This is a genomic window from Paracraurococcus lichenis (assembly GCF_030657435.1).
In the GTDB taxonomy this organism is placed as follows: Bacteria; Pseudomonadota; Alphaproteobacteria; order Acetobacterales; family Acetobacteraceae; genus Paracraurococcus; species Paracraurococcus lichenis.
In genome coordinates, this window is the sequence record NZ_JAUTWS010000025.1 from 18,988 (window position 1) to 36,744 (window position 17,757).

The following is a 17,757-nucleotide window of genomic DNA, read 5'->3' on the forward strand; positions in this document are numbered from 1 at the left end:
TTGCCTGAGCGGCCGCATCCAGGCAGCGCCTGCTCCCACCCTCGCATCGGCCGGCAGCGGCAAACCACCCAACGAAAAAGGGGCGCCTCGCGGCGCCCCTTCCCGTATCGGCCTTCGTCGGGTGTGCCGCGCCTCAGCGCAGCACGATCTCGACGCGGCGGTTCTGCGGCTCGCGCACGCCGTCGGCGGTCGGCACCAGCGGGCGGCTCTCGCCGAAGGCGGTCACGCTGATGTCGTTGCGCGAGACGCCGCGCGACACCAGCTCGGCCGCCACCGCATCGGCGCGGCGCTGCGACAGGCGCTGGTTGTACTGCGGCGTGCCGGAGCGGTCGGCATGGCCGGCCACCTCGATCCGCGTGGAGGCGACGCGGCGGGCATTGTCCGCGGCCTCGCCGATGATCTCCCGGGCGCGGGCGGTCAGGTCGGCGCGGTCCCAGTCGAAGAAGACCAGGTAGGTGCGCGCCGGGGCGGGCGCCGCGGCGGGGGCCGGGGCGGCGACCGGCGGCGGCGGCGGCGGCGGCTGGAACAGCGCGTAGCGCAGGCCCAGCATGACCGAGTGGTGGTAGTTGTCGCTCTCCACCTGGCCGGCCGCGATCGGCACGTTGTTCGGCGCGCGGACAATCGTGTTCAGTTCCGGCTGCAACGTGCCGAAGAAGCGGTACTCGGCAGTCAGCGTCAGGCCAGTCACGCCTAGCCAGGTGAGGGGCGTGGCGACGCCGACGATGGCCTGATAGGCGAACTGGGCGTCGGTGTCGTTGGCGAAGATCGTTGCGCCATTGGTGCCCGGGTTGTTGCTCACGCCCCGGATGTTGCGCCACTCCGTCCAGGCATAACCGGCGCCGATGCCGACATAGGGCTGGAAGATGGACTGGCCGAGGCCGAAATTGGCAAAGTCGAAATCGTAGAAGACGTTAACCATCGCGCCGTAGACGCGCTGGAATCCGCCGGTCCGGCCGACCGGCGAAAGGCCGAAGCCACCAACGCTGAGGCTGCGAATGCTGTCTACTTCGTTCTCGCGGTAGTTGCCCTCGATCTCGGCCCGGAAGCCGTTGCCGAAGCCCCAGCCGATGCTGCCGACGCCGCCCCAGCCGAAGTCGAAATTCGCTTTGCCGACATTGTTGCGAGTCGCATCGCGGGTCAGGCCGAAATTGCCGCTGCTGATATCCGCGGTCCGGCCGGACACGTCGAATTTCGAGGGGTTGTTCACCCAGTTCCCACCGGCGCCGACGCCGATGTAGAGGCCGGTGACGGGCTGCGCGCTGGCTGCCGCCGGGACCGCCAGAATGGTCGCTGCCAGCAGCGCCTTCTTCAGACTCATGACCTGTTCTCTCCGTCCTGGATGCGTGTGCCGCGGGACCCGCTCGGTTCGGGGGCGACACGCGCTCATTCGCCAAAAGAAATCCCGGGCCGCCGGTTCAGTGGGAGCGATGCAAGCGCTGACGCTGTTGCCCGCATGCCACAATCCTCGGGCGTCCCGTGCCGGTCGCGAGCCGGCGCCCCGCAGGGCGTCGCGGCCGCGCGGACCGGCCTGCCCGGGGCCAGGGGCTGCGGCATCCTGCCGGCCGAGCGCCATCGGGCATTGGCGGTAGAGCAGATCGGGGCATCGGCGGCGCGCCACGGCTGCGAGAGCGGGGCCATGGCGGCGCAACGAGGCGGGGCTTGTGGCCGCCGGGCAACCACGCTTCCGGGAAAGTAACAGCAACGCGATCCGGCCGCCGCAAGCTTGTCGGCCCCGCTTCCCCACAAGGTGAAGGCGCGTCCGCGTCAATCCCGGCGGAGTCGTCCCAATACAGAAAGGGGCGCCTCGCGGCGCCCCTTCCCAACCTCCCGAGAGGGCCTCCGCTCAGCGCAGGACGATCTCGACGCGGCGGTTCTGCGGCTCGCGCACGCCGTCGGCGGTCGGCACCAGCGGGCGGCTCTCGCCATAGGCGGTGACGGTGATCTCGTTCCGGCTGATGCCCTGGCGGACCAGCTCGGCGGCGACGTTGTCGGCGCGGCGCTGCGACAGGCGCTGGTTGTACTGCGGCGTGCCGGAGCGGTCGGCATGGCCGGCCACCTCGATCCGCGTCGAGGAGACACGGCGGCTGTTCTGCGCCGCCTCGGTGATGATCTCCCGCGCGCGGGCGGTCAGGTCGGCGCGGTCCCAGTCGAAGAAGACCAGGTAGGTGCGCGCCGCGGCCGGCGGGGCGACCGGGGCGACGACCGGGGCGGCCGGCGGCGGCGCCGGCGAGTAGAAGGCGTAGCGGATGCCGACCAGGGCCGAGTAGTTGTCGTTGCTCGGCTTCCAGTTCACACGCTGCGACACGGTCGGGGTGACGCGCGAGGCGTCCTTGAAGCTCGGATCCGTGGTGCCGTAGTACCGGCCCTCGAGCGTGAAGGCGAGGTTGGGCGTGAGCTGGTAGGCGATGCCGGCGATGCCCTGATAGGCGAGCTCGCCCTCCGTCTGGGTGGAGGGGAAGCCGATTCGCGCACCCTTGCGGATCTGGTTCCAGCCATAGCCGACGCCGGCGCCGATATAGGGCACGACCGGCCAGCCGAAGTTGAAGTCGTACAGCACGTTGACCATCGCGGCGTAGTTCTCGAGGTAGCCGCTGCCGGCGGTGCCGACGATGCCCGGGACCTTGTACTTGCGGACGTCGTTGGTGCGGTAATTGCCCTCGACCTCGGCGCGCAGGCCATTGCCGAAGCCCCAGCCGATGCTGGCGACCGCGGCCCAGCCCGGCTCGGTGATCGCAGTCGCCTTGCCGCCCACCGTGGTGCCGGGCAGGCCGAGGGTGGAAATGGTGCTGCGGGAATAATTGCCGTCCGCGTCATCGCGGAAATTCACGCCGGCCCCGGCGCCGACATACAGGCCGGTGACCGGCTGCGCCTGCGCGGCCACCGGCAGCGCCAGCACGGTGGCGGCCAGAAGGGCCTTCCTGAAGGTCATAATCGTCTCTCCTCGCTTCGGCGGCGGTCGTTCTGCGTCGCAGTGCCAGTGCGGCAGGCGGACAGGACGATGCGAGGGCGGACGCTAACATCGCATATCGTATAATGGCAGACGACCCGAACCATTCGCAGGCCATTGTGGCTGCCAGGCCACAGACCGGGATGGCAAATCCGTCACACCGCGCCCGTGGCGCGATGTGGCGAGCGCCGCCTCCAAACGAAAAGGGGCGCCTCGCGGCGCCCCTTCCCAAAGCTCCCGGGAAGGCCTGCGCTCAGCGCAGGACGATCTCGACGCGGCGGTTCTGCGGCTCGCGCACGCCGTCGGCGGTCGGCACCAGCGGCCGGCTCTCGCCATAGGCCGTGACGGCGATCTCGTTGCGCGCGATGCCCTGGCGGACCAGTTCGGCGGCGACGGTATCGGCGCGGCGCTGCGACAGGCGCTGGTTGTACTGCGGCGTGCCGGAGCGGTCGGCATGGCCGGCCACCTCGATGCGCGTCGTCTGGGTGCGCTTCGCGTTCTGCGCCGCCTCGGCGATGATCTGCCGGGCGCGGTCGGTCAGGTCGGCGCGGTCCCAGTCGAAGAAGACCAGGTAGGTGCGGGCGGCGGCCGGCGGCGCCACCGGGGCGACCACCGGCGCGGCCGGCGCGGCCGCGGGCGCGTTGAAGGCGTAGCGGACGCCGAGCAGGACCGAGTGGTTGTAGTTCGTCGGCTCGATCTTGCCGGAGGCCAGCACGCGGCCATTGGCGGCGCCGCTGCGCACCTCGGCATCGAGCTTCGGATCGAGCGTGCCGTAGAAGCGGTACTCGGCGGTCAGGGTCAGGCCCGCACCCAGGTTGTAGCCGACGCCGGCGATGCCCTGGTAGGCGAAGTTGCCGGCCGTGTCGGTGGAGGTCGTGGTCAGCGCGCCGGTGGTGGCGCGGATCTTGTGCGACTCGACCCAGCCATAGCCGGCACCCACGCCGAGATAGGGGGTGATCGGCGAGCCGGTCTGGATGTCGTACACGGCGTTGACCATCACGCCGTAGTTCAGCACCGAGCCCGCGGTGTCGGAGGCGCGCACGCCGCCGATCGTCGAGCGCCGCAGGTCGTTGGAGCGGTAGTTGCCCTCGAGCTCGGCGCGGAGGCCATTGCCGAAGCCCCAGCCGAGCGCGCCCAGGCCGACCGCGCCGACATCCTTGTACTTCAGCTTCAGGCCGCTGTCGGTCGACTCCTGATGGTAGTTCAGGCCGGCGCCGGCACCGACATAGAGGCCCGACACGGGCTGCGCCTGGGCGGCCACCGGCAGCGCCAGAACCGTCGCGGCCAGAAGGGCCTTGCGGAGGGTCATCCTCGTCTCTCCTCGATCCTTAGAGGCAATTCCGTCGCACCGCCGTCCGCACATCACGCGCGATCAGCGAAGCGTCACGGCGTAGTATCACCCCATGGGCGAGAAGGGCAGGGTTGCCGGACCATTTGCGCATCGATGTGGCGCGAATGTCACGACTGCCGATGGCAAATCGGTCACAGTCCGAAACCCGGCGATACGGAGCAGCGGCAGGCGGTCCGGTCGCGCTCGCGGGCCGTCAGCGGCCGAAGAAGTCCGCCGGATCCTCGAGCCCGGCAAGGCCGCCCAGCGGCAGCAGCCGGTTGGCATGGCCGATCTTGCGGCCCGGCCGCGCTTCGTCCTTGCCATAGAGATGCGGCACCACGCCGGGCTGCTCCAGCAGCCCCGGCCAGCGCGCCATGCCCTCGGGCCCGACCAGGTTCAGCATAACAACATCGTGATGTTGCGCGGGGTCGGCCAGGGGCAGGCCGGCGACGGCGCGCACATGCTGCTCGAACTGGCTGGCGGCGCAGCCATCCATGGTCCAGTGGCCGGAATTGTGCGGCCGCGGCGCGATCTCGTTGCCGAGCAGCCGGCCGTCCGGCAGCAGGAACAGCTCGAGCGCCAGCACGCCGATGAGGCCGAGCGACTCGGCGACCGCCGCGGCATGCCGGCGCGCCGCCGCCGCGATCTCCGGCGCGACGCGCGCCGGGGCGATGCTGAGGTCGAGGATGTGGTCGCGGTGCCGGTTCTCCACCGCGTCATAGACCGCCGAGGCGCCGTCCGCCCCGCGCGCGGCGATGCCGGAAAGCTCCGCCACGAAGGGCACGAAGGCTTCCAGGATCAGCGGCTTCGGCGAGAGTTGGGCGAAGGCGGCGGCCGCGTCCTCCGGCCGGCGCAGGACGGCCTGGCCGCGCCCGTCATAGCCGAGGCGGGTGGTCTTCAGCACCGCCGGCAGGCCGATCGCGGCGATGGCGGCCGCGAGGTCCGACTCGTCGTGCACCGCCCGCCAGGGGGCGACGGGGACGCCGGCGCGCTCGAGGAAAGCCTTCTCCCGCAGCCGGTCCTGGCAGATCCGCAGCACCTCGACGCCGGGGCGGCAGGGGGCGAGGGGTTCGAGCGCCGCCAGCGTCTCGGCCGGGACATTCTCAAACTCGAAGGTCACCACATCGACCGCCGCGGCGAAGCGGCCGAGCGCCGCCGCGTCCTCGTAGGGCGCGACGGTCGCGGCGGCGGCGACCTGCATGCCGGGGCTGTCGGCCTCCGGCGCATAGACATGGCAGCGATAGCCGAGCCGCGCCGCCGCCAGCGCCGACATCCGGCCGAGCTGGCCGCCGCCGAGAATGCCGATGGTCGCGCCGGGGGGGAGGGGAAAGCGGTCCGCGAAAGCGTCGCTCACGCCGGCGTCTCCGGCACGCCCTCGGTCTGCGCCGCGCGCCAGGCATCGAGGCGGCGCGCGAGGTCGGGGTCCGACAGCGCCAGGATCGCGGCCGCCAGCAGCCCGGCATTGATCGCGCCGGCGCGCCCGATGGCGAGCGTCCCGACCGGCACGCCGCCCGGCATCTGCACGATGGAGAGCAGGGAATCCATGCCCTTCAAGGCGTGGCTCTCGACCGGCACGCCGAGCACCGGCAGCGGCGTCATCGCCGCCGCCATGCCGGGCAGATGGGCCGCGCCGCCAGCGCCGGCGATGATGACCCGGAGCCCCCGCCCGCGCGCCGTCCGGGCATAGTCATGCAGGCGGTCCGGCGTGCGGTGGGCGGAGACCACCTTCGTCTCGTGCGGCACGCCGAGCCGCTCCAGCGTCTCGGCGGCATGGCGCATCGTCTCCCAGTCGGAGCGGCTGCCCATGATGACGCCGACGAGCGGCGCCGGCCCTGTGGGGGTCATGTTCCGTGACGTACCTAGGCAATGATGTCGGGGAGCAGCCGGCTCTCGAGCCAGGCGATCTCGTCCTTGATCTTCAGCTTGCGCTTCTTCAGCCGCTGCACCTGGAGCTGGTCGGTCAGGCTGTCCGACAGCCGGGCGATGACCGTGTCCAGGTCGCGATGCTCGCTCCGCATCTCATGGAGCCGGCGCAGCAGGGATTCGCGATCATCGAGCATGGGGATATGCACTCGGACGTGAAACAGGGATGCAATCCCTCGCGGGCCGCCATTACCATGCCCCTGTGCGGGCGCAACAGCATGGCCTGCCGGCCGGCTGTCCCCCGTGCACCACAGGGTCAAAGGGAGAATGCCGAATGAACACTTCGCCGAGACTCCGCTCCCTCGAGGAGCGGCATGCGGTGCTTGACCGGCAGATCGGCGAAGAGGACGCGCGGCCAAGGCCGGACGAGGGGGAACTCCAAAGGCTGAAACGCGAGAAGCTGCGGGTGAAGGAGGAGATGGAGCGCCTGCGGCGGGAGGGCTGACGCGTCCTTCGAACCCTCCCCCGGTCCTGCCGGGGGAGGACCAACCCGGCCTGCGCGCCGGGCCGTTCAGGCCTCCGGGCCTCGCGGCGTCCAGATCGCCCGGCCGCTCAGGCCACCGTCTCCTCGGCATCCGAGAGCGGTACCGGCGGCAGGTGCGCCGGGCGCTCCCCGGCCGCGGCGACCGCGGCATTCAGGTCGGACTGCGTGCAGAGGCCGAGGATCACCGGATCGCGCGGCTTGATGTTGGCGCTGTTCCAGTGCGTCCGGTCGCGCACCTTGGCGATCGTCTCCTTGGTGGTGCCGAGCAGCTTGCCCACCGCGGCATCCGACATGTGGGGATAGTGCCGCAGCACCCAGGCGATGGCGTCCGGGCGGTCGTTGCGCTTGGAGACGGGGGTGTACTTGGCGCCCTTGCCGCGCGTCTTCGGCACCGGCAGGGCGTTCTGCGCCATCTGCAGCCGGGCGGTCGGGTCCGCCTCGCAGCGGGCGATCTCCTCCCGCGACAACTGGCCGTTCAGCACGGGATCGTAGCCGATGATCCCCTGCGCCACCTCGCCATCGGCGATCGCCTGCACCTCCAGCGGGTGCATGCCGACGAAATCCGCGACCTGGTCGAAAGTCAGGGACGTCTTCTCGATCAGCCACACGGCGGTGGCCTTCGGCATCAATGGCTGGGTCATGGGGCGTAACCTTCTGGGCGGAGCCGGGGGACAACCGGGCATCCCCGCCGCGGCATCCCCCGCGATATAGAGTTGGCCCCCCGCAGGGTCAAAGCCCGGACGAGATGGGAGAAAGCGATGATGGAGGAGGATGCGCCGAGGCCCGCCACCGGCTTCGTGCCGGCGAAGCTGGATGGCTGGGGAGTTGAGGAACTGAAGCATTACATCGCGCGGCTGCAGGCGGAGATCGCCCGGGCCGAGGCGGCGATCGCGCGGCTGCAGGCGCATCGCGGCGCCGCCGAGGCGCTGTTCCGGCGGCCCGGCGAGGGGTGAGGGCCGGGCCGCCGGCCCGTCCTCAGGCCGCGCGGATGGCGCCGAGGAAGGCGTCGACCTTGCGGTTCAGCGCCCCGGCCTCGCGGGCGAGGTCGCCGGAGGCGGCGCGGAGCTGCGCCGCCGCCGCGCCGGTGCGGTCCGCCCCCTGGGTCACGCCGGCGGTATGCTGCGTCACCTCGCGGGTGCCCGCGGCGGCCTCGGTCACCGCGTGACCGATCTCGCGCGTGGCGGCGGACTGCGCCTCCGTCGCCGCGGCCACCTGCGCCGTGATGCCGTTCAGCTCGTCGATGGTGCGGGCGATGCCGCCGATCGCGCCCACGGCCTGCTCGGTCTCGGCCTGCATGGCGGCGATCTGGGCGCCGATCTGCTCCGCGCCTGCGCCGTCTGCTCGGCAAGGCTCTTCACCTCCGTCGCCACCACCGCGAAGCCCTTGCCGGCCTCGCCCGCCCGCGCCGCCTCGATCGTCGCATTCAGGGCGAGGAGGTTGGTCCGGCCGGCGATGTCGGCGATCATCCGGACCACCTCGCCGATGCCCTGCGCCGCGGCGGAGAGCGCCTGCACCGCGCTGTTGGTGGAGCGCGCCCCCTCGGCCGCGCGATGCGCCGCGGCGGCGCTGCCATTGACCTGCTGCGAGATGCCGTTGACCGAGGCCAGCAGCGCCTCCGTCGAGTCCGCGACGCGCTGGACGTTCACGCTCGCCTGGTCCGCCGCCGCGGCGACCGCCGAGGCCCGGCTCCGGCCCTGCTGCGCCGTCGCCTCCATCTCGCCGGCGGTGGCATCGAGCGCGCCGGCCGCCGTCGTCACGCTCCGCAGCGCCGCCGCCGCTTCCTCCTCGAAGCCGCGCACCAGCGCCTCCAGCCGCTCGGCCCGCGCCGCGCGGGCGCCGGCCTCGGCGAGCTGCGCCGCCGCCATCGCCTCCCGCTCCGCCGCCGCGGCGCGCAGCTTCTCGACCGCCGCGGCCATGCCGCCGAGCTCGTCCTGCCGCGCGCGCCCCGGCACGGCGAGGTCGAGCGCGCCGGCCGCGATGCGTTCCGTCGTCCCGGTGAGATGCCGCAGCGGCGAGACGATGCGCCGCATCAGCGCCACCACCGACCCGATGCCGAGGCCGAGCGCCGCGACGACGAGCGCCAGGGCCATGGCCAGGCCGTGCGAGGCGGAGCGCGCGGCGCGGGCGCTTTCGGCCAGCGCATCGTCCAGCGCCGCGTCGCGCAGCGCCAGGATCTCGGACTGCATCGGCACGCTCCAGGCCCGGTACTCGGACAGCGACTCCGGCCAGGCCGGGGCCGCGGCGCCCTCGCCGGCCGCGGCGCGGGCGCGGCCGATGTCGACCATGCGCTGCCAGCGCGGCTCGTGCTGCCGCTCGAAGCCCTCCCGCAACTGCCTGATCGCCGCGAGGACGCCGGGCGTGGCGGCGCCCGTCTCGACCAGCCTCTGGGCATTCCCCCAGGCCTGGGCGAGGCGGCCGGTGAGCCGATCCGCCGCCACGACCTGCGCCATCGGGACGCTGCGGCCGCCGATCCAGGCATTGATCATCAGGTTCCGCTGGCCCGTCTGGTCGCGCATGTCCATGGCCTGGGCCGCCACCTCGACGAGGCCGGCGGCCAGCGGGCTGCCGCCCGCGATGTGCCGCGTCGCCTCCTGCACCAGGCCGCCGAGGCTGGCGGACTGCGCGGCCCGCAGGGTGATGATCCCCGGGGCGAAGCCGGGATCCCGCTCGGGCAGGGGCCGCGCGACGAGGGTGGCAAGTTGCTCGCGCAGCCGGGCGATCGCGGCCCTGGCCTCGGCGGGCGGGCGCGCGTCGAGGCCGGCGCCGAGGGCGCTGCGTCGGGCCGCCTCCAGCAGCGCATCGGTCCGCTCGCGCATGGTGGCGAGGATGGCGTTGTCGGGCGCCGCCACCAGGGCCGAGGTGGTGATCTGGCCGAGTTCGAGGACGAAGGCGGTGCGGGCGCGCTGCACGTCGCTGATGACCTGCGTAGCGGCTCCGGCCTCGGTGGCGCCGCGCCACGCCGCCCACTCCCGGGCCGACATCCAGCCGGAGGCGAGAAGGCCGGGGATGGAGACGGCAGCGAAGCCGAGCAGGAAGGTGGTGCGGATGCGCATTATTTGGCATGCCTAATGGTTAGGCTGCGACCATCTCGTTAATCCGTTGCCGAAGCCTTGACATCGGTGCCTCCGGTCGCGGCGGCACGGCGAATGCGGAGGCCTCAGCCGGCCGGGTGGTAGGTCTCGATCCGCAATTCCCGCAGCGTCAGGTCCTGCGCGGTGCCGAGGGTCGCGATGGTGGTCAGGAACCGCGTGCGGCCGCCCTCCGGTGCCAGCATCTCCACCGGCACGACCAGCGGCGCCGCGGCGCCGAGCGGCCGGTTGCGCAGCAGCGCCGCGACGCCGGGCTGGGCCAGCGCCTCCTCGATCGGCGGGCGGCGGGCCGGGTCGGCGCTGGGCAGCCGCGCCTCGCGCTGCACCCGCTCCAGCAGGGCGCGGGCGACCTCGGGCCAATTGCCGATGATCCGCCGGGCGCCTGCGGGATGGCAGAGCAGCCGCAGCAGGTTCGGCCGCGGCGCCGGCAGCAGGGCGAGGCGGGGCAGGGGTCCGGGGCCGACCTCCGGCTCCGCCCCTCCGGCCAGGCAGGCGTCGAGCGCCGGGCCATAGGCCGCGTTCACCATGACGATGTCCCAGGCGGCATCGAAGGCGACCGCCGGCAGCGGGTCGTGCCGCGCCAGGATCAGCCGCAGCGCCGCCAGCACCTCGGCCATGGCGGGCGCCTCCAGCGGCGTCTCCCGGTGCGCCGGGGCATGGCCGGCGGCGAGCAGCACGCGGTCGGCCTCCCGCGGCGGGACGCCCAGCACCTCGCAGAGCCGCAGCACGAGGCCGGGGCTCGGCCGGGCACGGCCGGTCTCGACGAAGCTGAGATGGCGGGTGGAGATGCCGGCCTCGAGCGCCAGGTCCATCTGGCTGAGGCGCCGGGCGCGGCGGGCGGTGGCGAGCAGGGCGCCGGCGCCGGCCGGGCCCGCGGGCAGGGCAGGGCTGAGGAGACCGTCCATGCCGCCAGGGTCGCGCGGCCGGCGCGCGAAATCCATGACCTCGGAGGTCATGGAACCGCGGAGCGGGTCGCGCACATGGCAAAGGCCGGCGGGGATGCCCCGCCGGCCCTCATTCGGGATCCGTCCCGTCCGCACACATGGCCGGCCGATTCAGACCTTCGCGCCATCCGGCGCTTCGGTCATCGGGCCGCGCAGGTGGCGGGCCGATTCGGACCTCCGCGCCTTGCGGCGCTGCGGTCATCGGGCCGCGCAGATGGCGGTCCGGTTCAGACCTCCGCGCCCTGCGGCGCTGCGGTCACCGGGCCGCTCAGGCGGCCTGGGCCTGCGCGCCCTGCTCGTTCGCGGTGATCTGCGGCTGCGCCTGCGGGCGGCCGGCCTGCACCGGGATCTGGCGGGGCTTCAGGGCCTCCGGCACCACGCGCTTCAGGGCAAGCTGCAGCAGGCCGTTCTCCAGCGTCGCGCCCTCGACCACGATGTGGTCGGCGAGGACGAAGCGGCGCTCGAAGGCGCGGCCGGCGATGCCACGATAGAGGAAGCTGCGGCCATCCTCGGCCTGCGGGGCGCGGCCGGCGACGGTCAGCACGTTCTCCCGCGCGACCACATCGATGTCGCCCGGGCCGAAGCCGGCGACGGCCATGGTCAGGACATAGGTGTCCTCACCGGTCTTCTCGATGTTGTACGGGGGATAGCCCTGCGCGTCGGTGAGGCTGCGGGCGCTCTCGAGCTGGCGGGCCAGCCGGTCGAAGCCGATGGCGGTGCGGAAGAGCGGAGAGAAATCGATGGCGTTCACGTCGAACCTCCTTGAGGAAGCAAGGTCGATAGGCGCTTGCGATCCCCGACCCGGAGACGGCCCCGTGCGGGCGCCGCGGAAGGCTGGGAACCACGCCCGAGGCCCCGTCAGGGCGCCTCGGACGCTCCGAAAATAGAAAACGCCGCCCCCCGGTTCAAGGGGGCGGCGCTGCGAAAAATCCCGAGGCGGACGAGCGGCTTACTTCTTCCGCATGCCGATGCCGGCGAACTTCTTGTTGAACTTCGCCACCTGCCCGCCGGTGTCGATCACGCGCTGCACGCCGGTCCAGGCCGGGTGGGATTTCGGGTCGATGTCGAGGCGGATGGTGTCGCCCTCCTTGCCGGTGCAGGACCGGGTCTTGAAGGTCGTCCCATCGGTCATGACGATGTTGATCTCGTGGTAGTCGGGATGGATGTCCGGCTTCATGGCGCGCTCGTGCAGCTTGGCGCAGCCGATACCGACCGGCCGCGGGAAGCGGGGGCTATAGGCGCAAGGCGGGGCCGGACGCAACCTTCCCGGCGGGTACCGGGGCCGGGATGCCGCTCTCAGCCATGCAGCACCGCCCCCTTGGTCGCCTTGTCCAGGTCGCGCCGCGGCCCCCGCAGGCCGAGCCCGACCAGGTCCGGCGCCTCGGCCGGCTCTTCCCGGAAGGCGGCGCGGTTCGCGGCGTCGTGGCCGGTCGAGAACATGGCGCGGACATAGGCCGCCCGGGTCAGCCCGCGCTCGATCGCCTGTCCCCAGGCGCGCCGCAGCACCTCCGGCGGGGCGGCGAAGACGAGGATCGGCTGGCCGAGCAGCCGGGCATGCCGGCGGCCGAGGGCATCCTCGTAGGGCTCGCCCAGCGCGTCCGGCGCCTCGGCGGCGATGCCGGTGGCGAGGAAGGCCGTGACGTTCAGCTTCTGCCAGACCGCGAGGTCGTCGAGGACCAGGATGGCCACCTTGGTGTCGAACATGCCGTGCCGCCTCCCCGGGATGGACGGCGCGAGTTCAGCCGGCCGCGCGGGCCCCGTCTGGAACGCCCGTGCAGCGCGCGGCATAGGCGGCCGGGGTGAGGCCATAGGCGCGGCGGAACCAGCGGCCGAGATGGCTCTGGTCGGCGAAGCCGAGCTCCGCCGCGACCGCCGCCGGCCGGCCGCCGCGGGCGAGGCGCCGGCGCGCCTCGACCAGCCGGATCTGCACGAGATAGGCATGCGGCGACAGGCCATAGGCGGCGCGGAAGGCGCGGGCGAGGCGGAAGCGGTCGGCGGCGCCGGCGGCGCGCGCCAGGGCATCGGCGCCGATCTCCTCCGTCATCAGGTCGTGCAGCACGGCGCGGGCCCGCCGCGCCAGCGCGGCATCGCCCCGCGCCGGCTCTCGCTGCGGGCGGCCGAGCTGCGGCCGCAGCGCCTCGACCACCGCATCGAGCGCCGCGTCATGCGCCAGGCGCCCCTCCGGCGCGGCCTGGCTGCGGAGGGCGCGGCGGATGGCCTGCGCGAGCCGCGGATCCTCGACGAGCGTCGTGCGGAAGCCCGGATCGCCGGCCGGCCCCGGCCCGAGCTGCGCCCGCAGCCAGGGCTGCGGCAGGTAGAGCATGCCATAGGCGAAGCCGGCGGCGTCGTCGGCCTCGCCGTCATGCACCTCCTCGGGTTCCAGCAGGATGACGCGGCCCGGGGTGCTGCGCCAGCGCCGGCCGCGGCAGCGGAAGGCCTGCACGCCGTGATGGGTGACGCCGACCAGCCAGTCCTCGTGCCGGTGGGGATCATAGGCATGGCCGGGGAAAAAGGCCTCGATGGTCTCGATCCCCGTGGCGGGGTCGCGGTGGAGGCGGATCCGTCGCTCGCCGGGCATGCCGCCATTCTGCCGCGGGCGGGGCGGGATGGCGAGGCGGGGGGGCCTGCGGCAGGCCGGGGAAGGCCGGGGCGGGAAGGGCGCGATTCGGCCCTGGACGCCTTCCGTGCCGCTGGCTAGGGTGCCCGAAGCCATGCAACCCAGCGCGCTCCTCGCCGGCCTGACCCGCGGCCTTCCCGCCGCCGGGCCCGCGCGCGCCCTGCTTCCGCTCCTCCTCCTTCGACTTAGCCGCCCCTGGGCGTGACGCGCGGCTGACCGGCCGCCACCGCTCAGGGGAACCTGAGGCGCCCTCGTGCGCCTGACCGGCATTTACAGAGACGCGAAGGAACGCCCCATGGCCATCACCCACCCGAGCTTCGGCACCCTGGCCGAGGACCGCATCATCATTTTCGACACCACGCTGCGCGACGGCGAACAGTCCCCCGGCTTCTCCATGAACATCCAGGAGAAGCTGCGCATGGCGGAGGCGCTGGCCGAGCTCGGCGTCGATGTCATGGAGGCGGGCTTCCCCATCGCCTCCCCCGGCGACTTCGAGAGCGTGCAGGAGATCGCCAAGCGCTTTTCGAAGGACGGCCCGGTGGTCTGCGGCCTGGCGCGCACCTCCCCGGCCGACATCATGGCGGCGGCCGAGGCGGTGAAGCCCGCCGCCCGCAAGCGCATCCACAGCTTCGTCTCCACCTCGCCCCTGCATATGCGCGTCAAGCTGCGCATGGAGCCCGAGGCGGTGCTGGACCTGGTGACCAGCAGCGTCGCGCTCGCCCGCCAGCACACCGACGATGTCGAGTGGTCGGCCGAGGACGGCACCCGCACCGAGCCCGACTTCCTCTGCCGCTGCGTCGAAGCCGCCATCAAGGCCGGCGCCACCACCATCAACATCCCCGACACCGTCGGCTATGCGGTGCCGGAGGACATGATCCGCATCTTCACCATGCTGCGGGAGAGGGTGCCGGGCGCCGACAGGGTCGTCTTCTCCGCCCACAACCACAACGACCTGGGCCTGGCGGTGGCGAATACCCTGGCCGCCATCCGCGCCGGCGTGCGGCAGATCGAGAGCACGATCAACGGCATCGGCGAGCGCGCCGGCAATGCCAGCCTCGAGGAGGTGGTGATGGCGCTGCGCACGCGCCACGATGCCATCCCGGTGAAGAACGGCGTCACCACCGAGCGCATCCTGAAGACCAGCAAGCTGCTGGCGACCATCACCGGCTTCGACGTGCAGCCGAACAAGGCGATCGTCGGCCGGAATGCCTTCGCGCATGAATCCGGCATCCACCAGGACGGCGTGCTGAAGGACGCCTCCACCTACGAGATCATGACGCCGGAGAGCGTCGGCTGGACGACCAACTCGCTCGTGCTCGGCAAGCATTCCGGCCGGGCCGCCTTCCGCGACAAGCTGAAGGCGCTGGGCTATGGCGAGATCGGCGACAATGCCCTGAACGACGCCTTCCGCCGCTTCAAGGACCTCGCCGACCGCAAGAAGGTCGTCTACGACGAGGACGTGGCGGCGCTGGTGGATGACGAGGTCGTCCGCGGCAACGACCGGGTGAAGCTGGTCGGGCTGACGGTCGCCACTGGCCTCGGCGTGCGCCCGATGGCGACGCTGGCGCTCGAGGTGGACGGCGAGCGGCGCGACGGCACCGCGGTCGGCGACGGCGCGGTGGACGCCACCTTCAACGCCATCCGCCAGGCCTTCCCGCACGAGGTCGCCCTCAAGCTCTTCGCCGTGCAGAGCGTGACGGGCGGCACCGACGCGCAGGCGCGGGTGACCGTGCGTCTCGAGGAGAACGGCAAGCTGGTGGACGGGCAGGGGGCGGATACCGACACCATCGTTGCCTCCGCCCGGGCCTATGTGCATGCGCTGAACAAGCTGCTGGCCAAGCGCGAGCGGACCGCGCCGCCGGAGTTCCAGCCGGCCCTCTCGGCCTGAGACGGGCAGGCGCGCCGCACGCCCGCGGCGCGCCCATCCCGAAGCCTGGGGGCCGGAACGCAGACGGGGGCACCGGCCGGGCCGGTGCCCCCGTCTGCGTCAGGGACCGCCGCAAGGGCGGATCCGCCCGGGGCGCGGCACCGATCGCCGCCGGTGCCGCCCGCCCTATTCGTCGTTCTTCTTCTGCCGGTCTTCCTCGATCATCCGGAGCAAGGCTTCCGGGATCGGTTCTTTCGCGACCGTGTCATAGAGTTGGTGCAGCCCGCACCGCAACCACAGGTCGAAGGCGCCGTCCACCGCCTCGCTCTCCTGTTCCGTGCCGGCCTTGGCCGGATCGTTCTGCTTCTTCTGGTCCGTCTTGCCCATTGCCGCTGCCGAGTAAGACGGGCTGGCGGCGGGCCGCTCCAGGACCGCCGCCGAACTCCGCATCATGGCACACTAGACTCCGGCGCGGAGTTCGCCAATGCCAATGATATCGGAACGCTCCGCCCGCGGCACCTGCCGCTCGGACCGCTCCTCGCCGGCCAGCCAGGTCTGCAACTGGCGGCGGGCGCGGAAGACGCGGCTCTTGGCGGTGCCCACCGCGCAGCCGGTCGCCTCGGCCACCTCCTCGTAGGACAGGCCCTGCAGCACCACCATGAACAGTGCCTCGCGCTGGTCCGCCGGCAGCCGGCCGAGGGCGCGGCTGAGCTCCTTCAGCACCATCCGGTCCTCATGCGCGGCGCCGACCGCGAAGGCCGACATCGGCAGGTCCTCGATGTCGGTGGTCTCGCGCTGCTTGCGGAGGGTGGAGATGAAGCGGTTGCGCAGAATGCGATGCATCCAGGCGGCGAAATTGGTGCCGGGCGTGAAGCTCTCCTGCGCGGCCAGGGCATTGGCGACCGCATCCTGCACCAGGTCCTCGGCGGCGGCGCGGTTGCGGGTCAGGGCGAGCGCCTGGACGCGGAGCTTGGGGAGAAGAGAGACGAGCTGGTCGTGGAATTCCTTGCTCGCACGGCCACCGCGCTGCGGCTTCGTCTGGGTCGTGGTCATGCCGTCCATCGGTGCATCCCCTCTTGAGATCTGCAGACCAATGATCGCCAAGGCGGCAGGGTTGCATCGCGGCGGCGTTATGCTGTCACACGACCGAGAGCGGCAGCAAGCAGCTTGCGGGCGCGCGACACGCGCGCCTTCATGGTGCCGATCGGAACGCCGCAGATCTCCGCGGCCTCCTGGTGCGACAGGCCCTGCGCGCCGACCAGGATCACGGCTTCGCGCAGCAACGGCGGCAGTTCCTTCAGCGCGCGCGCGAGGTCGCGCATCTGCCCGGGCGTCTCCTGCGCGGGCGGCGCGGGTTCCTCCGGCACGGCATCGCGCAACCGCACCGTCTCCCGCTTCCGTGCGCGCAATTCCTCATGGAAAATATTGCGTACGACGGCTAGGCACCAGGCGCGGAGGTCGGTCACCCGCTCCTCCTGCGCGTCCAGGCTGCGCAGGGTGCGGGCCAGCGCCTCCTGCACCAGGTCGTCGGCCTGCGCCGCATTGCCGCAGAGGAATCGCGCGAAGGCCCGAAGTTCAGGCAACAATTCCGCGAGGGCGCTTCGCAGTCCCGTATCCGTGGCTTGTTCGGTCACCCGGCGCTCAATATCAACCTTGTCGTATCCCAGCGAGGATGTCGGGCTTGTGCGCAGGATGACAACCCGAAGAGCGGTCGAGGCCTGACAGGAATGAGTGCAATGGACCGTGGTGCACTGATCCGTGCACTGCCCTATGCGCGCCGCTATGCGCGCGCGCTGACCGGCAGCCAGGCGCGCGGCGACGAGGTCGTGGCGGATGCCCTGCGGGAGGTGCTGGCGGATCCGCCCGGCGACCTCGCGCAGGACACGGCCGCGCGGACCGCCCTCTACGGCGCCATCGGCGACCGGGTGCGCGGCACCGCGCCGGCGGCCCCGGTCGATCTCTCCGACATGTCGCTGATGCAGCGCATGCTGCTGCTGCTGACCGCGCTGGAGGAGCAGCCGCTGACCGCTGCGGCCGCTGCCTGCCGCATCCCGCCCGCGACGGCGGAACTGGAACTGCGCCTTGCGCGCGACGGCCTGCGCACCGGCGTCGCCACCCGCGTCCTGATCATCGAGGACGAGCCGATCATCGCCCTCGACATCCAGGAACTGGTGGAGCGCTGCGGCCACAGCGTGGTCGGCATCGCCGCGACCGAGGCCGAGGCGGTGGCGATCGCCGAGGCGGAGAAGCCCGGCCTGGTGCTGGCCGACATCAACCTCGGCGCCGGGGGCGACGGGGCCAGCGCGGTCGCGCATATCCTCAAGCGCCTGACCCTGCCGGTGATCTTCGTCACCGCCTATCCGGAGCGCCTGCTGACCGGCGAGGCGGTGGAGCCCGCCTTCGTCATCACCAAGCCCTTCGACCCGACCACCCTCGCGGTCGCGACCTACCAGGCGGTGACCCGCGGCGTGCGACCGTTGTGAGTGTCTTCCCGGTTCGTTGAGCTTCGGCAACCGCAACGGCCGGATGGCGTTCTGCGGCCGTCAACGTCGCGGA

21 protein-coding genes are annotated in these 17,757 nt (G+C 72.3%); 4 read left to right on the forward strand and 17 right to left on the reverse strand.

The window, feature by feature from the left end; translation table 11 throughout:
* Positions 1–133: 133 nt before the first annotated feature.
* The 6 genes from Q7A36_RS22590 to Q7A36_RS22615 all read right to left on the reverse strand — a co-directional run bounded on the left by Q7A36_RS22590 (position 134) and on the right by Q7A36_RS22615 (position 6,337).
* The gene (locus Q7A36_RS22590) at positions 134–1,318 is read right to left on the reverse strand and encodes an OmpA family protein (protein WP_305106017.1); all 1,185 of its coding nucleotides are present in this window, start codon (positions 1,316–1,318) and stop codon (positions 134–136) included.
* 525 nt (positions 1,319–1,843) lie between these two features.
* Positions 1,844–2,929 (reverse strand): OmpA family protein, encoded by a 1,086-nt coding sequence (locus Q7A36_RS22595; RefSeq protein ID WP_305106018.1) that lies wholly within the window; start codon positions 2,927–2,929, stop codon positions 1,844–1,846.
* 271 nt (positions 2,930–3,200) lie between these two features.
* Positions 3,201–4,256 carry an OmpA family protein gene (locus Q7A36_RS22600; protein WP_305106019.1) on the reverse strand — a complete coding sequence of 352 codons (1,056 nt, stop codon included), beginning with the start codon at positions 4,254–4,256 and terminating at the stop codon, positions 3,201–3,203.
* Positions 4,257–4,491: 235 nt separating this feature from the next.
* Positions 4,492–5,631: a 5-(carboxyamino)imidazole ribonucleotide synthase gene (locus Q7A36_RS22605; RefSeq protein ID WP_305106020.1), complete on the reverse strand. Its 1,140-nt coding sequence runs from the start codon at positions 5,629–5,631 to the stop codon at positions 4,492–4,494.
* Positions 5,628–6,122 carry a 5-(carboxyamino)imidazole ribonucleotide mutase gene (gene purE, locus Q7A36_RS22610; protein ID WP_305106021.1) on the reverse strand — a complete coding sequence of 165 codons (495 nt, stop codon included), beginning with the start codon at positions 6,120–6,122 and terminating at the stop codon, positions 5,628–5,630. Before purE ends, Q7A36_RS22605 begins: the two co-directional genes overlap by 4 nt.
* A gap of 14 nt (positions 6,123–6,136) precedes the next feature.
* Positions 6,137–6,337, reverse strand: a complete 201-nt coding sequence (locus Q7A36_RS22615; RefSeq protein ID WP_305106022.1) for a YdcH family protein — start codon at positions 6,335–6,337, stop codon at positions 6,137–6,139.
* Between the two features lie 137 nt (positions 6,338–6,474).
* On the opposite strand from Q7A36_RS22615, the gene Q7A36_RS22620 reads away from it, so the two are divergent.
* Positions 6,475–6,645, forward strand: a complete 171-nt coding sequence (locus Q7A36_RS22620; protein WP_305106023.1) for a YdcH family protein — start codon at positions 6,475–6,477, stop codon at positions 6,643–6,645.
* Between the two features lie 107 nt (positions 6,646–6,752).
* Here the strand turns inward: Q7A36_RS22620 and Q7A36_RS22625 are convergent, their stop codons facing one another.
* The gene (locus tag Q7A36_RS22625; protein WP_305106024.1) at positions 6,753–7,325 is read right to left on the reverse strand and encodes a DUF1013 domain-containing protein; all 573 of its coding nucleotides are present in this window, start codon (positions 7,323–7,325) and stop codon (positions 6,753–6,755) included.
* A 117-nt stretch (positions 7,326–7,442) separates the two neighbouring features.
* On the opposite strand from Q7A36_RS22625, the gene Q7A36_RS22630 reads away from it, so the two are divergent.
* Positions 7,443–7,637, forward strand: a complete 195-nt coding sequence (locus Q7A36_RS22630; protein WP_305106025.1) for a DUF1192 domain-containing protein — start codon at positions 7,443–7,445, stop codon at positions 7,635–7,637.
* A gap of 22 nt (positions 7,638–7,659) precedes the next feature.
* Here the strand turns inward: Q7A36_RS22630 and Q7A36_RS22635 are convergent, their stop codons facing one another.
* The 7 genes from Q7A36_RS22635 to Q7A36_RS22665 form a co-directional block, all read right to left on the reverse strand.
* Positions 7,660–7,980, reverse strand: coding sequence for a hypothetical protein (locus Q7A36_RS22635; protein WP_305106026.1), 321 nt, complete (start codon positions 7,978–7,980; stop codon positions 7,660–7,662).
* Positions 7,914–9,737 carry a methyl-accepting chemotaxis protein gene (locus Q7A36_RS22640; protein WP_305106027.1) on the reverse strand — a complete coding sequence of 608 codons (1,824 nt, stop codon included), beginning with the start codon at positions 9,735–9,737 and terminating at the stop codon, positions 7,914–7,916. The genes Q7A36_RS22635 and Q7A36_RS22640 overlap by 67 nt, the downstream gene beginning before the upstream one ends.
* Before the next feature lie 104 nt (positions 9,738–9,841).
* Positions 9,842–10,729 carry a helix-turn-helix domain-containing protein gene (locus Q7A36_RS22645; protein ID WP_305106028.1) on the reverse strand — a complete coding sequence of 296 codons (888 nt, stop codon included), beginning with the start codon at positions 10,727–10,729 and terminating at the stop codon, positions 9,842–9,844.
* Between the two features lie 256 nt (positions 10,730–10,985).
* Positions 10,986–11,468 (reverse strand): Hsp20 family protein, encoded by a 483-nt coding sequence (locus Q7A36_RS22650; RefSeq protein ID WP_305106029.1) that lies wholly within the window; start codon positions 11,466–11,468, stop codon positions 10,986–10,988.
* A gap of 198 nt (positions 11,469–11,666) precedes the next feature.
* Positions 11,667–11,894: a 50S ribosomal protein L31 gene (rpmE, locus tag Q7A36_RS22655; RefSeq protein ID WP_305106030.1), complete on the reverse strand. Its 228-nt coding sequence runs from the start codon at positions 11,892–11,894 to the stop codon at positions 11,667–11,669.
* 119 nt (positions 11,895–12,013) lie between these two features.
* Positions 12,014–12,421, reverse strand: a complete 408-nt coding sequence (locus Q7A36_RS22660) for a DUF2000 domain-containing protein (RefSeq protein ID WP_305106031.1) — start codon at positions 12,419–12,421, stop codon at positions 12,014–12,016.
* A 34-nt stretch (positions 12,422–12,455) separates the two neighbouring features.
* Positions 12,456–13,295 carry an AraC family transcriptional regulator gene (locus tag Q7A36_RS22665; protein WP_305106032.1) on the reverse strand — a complete coding sequence of 280 codons (840 nt, stop codon included), beginning with the start codon at positions 13,293–13,295 and terminating at the stop codon, positions 12,456–12,458.
* Positions 13,296–13,629: 334 nt separating this feature from the next.
* Between Q7A36_RS22665 and Q7A36_RS22670 the strand changes: the two genes are divergently transcribed.
* On the forward strand, positions 13,630–15,222 hold the full coding sequence (locus tag Q7A36_RS22670) for a 2-isopropylmalate synthase (RefSeq protein ID WP_305106033.1): 1,593 nt from the start codon (positions 13,630–13,632) through the stop codon (positions 15,220–15,222).
* 165 nt (positions 15,223–15,387) lie between these two features.
* Here Q7A36_RS22670 and Q7A36_RS22675 read toward each other — a convergent pair whose 3' ends face one another.
* The 3 genes from Q7A36_RS22675 to Q7A36_RS22685 all read right to left on the reverse strand — a co-directional run bounded on the left by Q7A36_RS22675 (position 15,388) and on the right by Q7A36_RS22685 (position 16,835).
* Positions 15,388–15,588, reverse strand: a complete 201-nt coding sequence (locus Q7A36_RS22675) for a hypothetical protein (protein WP_305106087.1) — start codon at positions 15,586–15,588, stop codon at positions 15,388–15,390.
* A gap of 72 nt (positions 15,589–15,660) precedes the next feature.
* The gene (locus tag Q7A36_RS22680) at positions 15,661–16,263 is read right to left on the reverse strand and encodes a sigma-70 family RNA polymerase sigma factor (RefSeq protein ID WP_305106034.1); all 603 of its coding nucleotides are present in this window, start codon (positions 16,261–16,263) and stop codon (positions 15,661–15,663) included.
* Positions 16,264–16,331: 68 nt separating this feature from the next.
* Positions 16,332–16,835: a sigma-70 family RNA polymerase sigma factor gene (locus tag Q7A36_RS22685; protein ID WP_305106035.1), complete on the reverse strand. Its 504-nt coding sequence runs from the start codon at positions 16,833–16,835 to the stop codon at positions 16,332–16,334.
* Between the two features lie 93 nt (positions 16,836–16,928).
* Here Q7A36_RS22685 and Q7A36_RS22690 point away from each other — a divergent pair, with 93 nt between their 5' ends.
* On the forward strand, positions 16,929–17,684 hold the full coding sequence (locus Q7A36_RS22690) for a PhyR family response regulator anti-anti-sigma factor (protein WP_305106036.1): 756 nt from the start codon (positions 16,929–16,931) through the stop codon (positions 17,682–17,684).
* Positions 17,685–17,757 lie beyond the last annotated feature (73 nt).

Bases quoted from the DNA above. Each gene is read 5' to 3' on its own strand.
- purE (WP_305106021.1), bottom strand. From the start codon at position 6,122: ATGACCCCCACAGGGCCGGCGCCGCTCGTCGGCGTCATCATGGGCAGC.
- Q7A36_RS22595 (WP_305106018.1), bottom strand. From the start codon at position 2,929: ATGACCTTCAGGAAGGCCCTTCTGGCCGCCACCGTGCTGGCGCTGCCG.
- Q7A36_RS22625 (WP_305106024.1), bottom strand. From the start codon at position 7,325: ATGACCCAGCCATTGATGCCGAAGGCCACCGCCGTGTGGCTGATCGAG.
- Q7A36_RS22665 (WP_305106032.1), bottom strand. From the start codon at position 13,295: ATGCCCGGCGAGCGACGGATCCGCCTCCACCGCGACCCCGCCACGGGG.
- Q7A36_RS22670 (WP_305106033.1), top strand. From the start codon at position 13,630: ATGGCCATCACCCACCCGAGCTTCGGCACCCTGGCCGAGGACCGCATC.
- Q7A36_RS22675 (WP_305106087.1), bottom strand. From the start codon at position 15,588: ATGGGCAAGACGGACCAGAAGAAGCAGAACGATCCGGCCAAGGCCGGC.
- Q7A36_RS22680 (WP_305106034.1), bottom strand. From the start codon at position 16,263: ATGGACGGCATGACCACGACCCAGACGAAGCCGCAGCGCGGTGGCCGT.
- Q7A36_RS22640 (WP_305106027.1), bottom strand. From the start codon at position 9,737: ATGCGCATCCGCACCACCTTCCTGCTCGGCTTCGCTGCCGTCTCCATC.
- Q7A36_RS22630 (WP_305106025.1), top strand. From the start codon at position 7,443: ATGATGGAGGAGGATGCGCCGAGGCCCGCCACCGGCTTCGTGCCGGCG.
- Q7A36_RS22600 (WP_305106019.1), bottom strand. From the start codon at position 4,256: ATGACCCTCCGCAAGGCCCTTCTGGCCGCGACGGTTCTGGCGCTGCCG.
- Q7A36_RS22645 (WP_305106028.1), bottom strand. From the start codon at position 10,729: ATGACCTCCGAGGTCATGGATTTCGCGCGCCGGCCGCGCGACCCTGGC.
- Q7A36_RS22690 (WP_305106036.1), top strand. From the start codon at position 16,929: ATGAGTGCAATGGACCGTGGTGCACTGATCCGTGCACTGCCCTATGCG.
- Q7A36_RS22615 (WP_305106022.1), bottom strand. From the start codon at position 6,337: ATGCTCGATGATCGCGAATCCCTGCTGCGCCGGCTCCATGAGATGCGG.
- Q7A36_RS22620 (WP_305106023.1), top strand. From the start codon at position 6,475: ATGAACACTTCGCCGAGACTCCGCTCCCTCGAGGAGCGGCATGCGGTG.
- Q7A36_RS22635 (WP_305106026.1), bottom strand. From the start codon at position 7,980: ATGCAGGCCGAGACCGAGCAGGCCGTGGGCGCGATCGGCGGCATCGCC.
- rpmE (WP_305106030.1), bottom strand. From the start codon at position 11,894: ATGAAGCCGGACATCCATCCCGACTACCACGAGATCAACATCGTCATG.
- Q7A36_RS22660 (WP_305106031.1), bottom strand. From the start codon at position 12,421: ATGTTCGACACCAAGGTGGCCATCCTGGTCCTCGACGACCTCGCGGTC.
- Q7A36_RS22590 (WP_305106017.1), bottom strand. From the start codon at position 1,318: ATGAGTCTGAAGAAGGCGCTGCTGGCAGCGACCATTCTGGCGGTCCCG.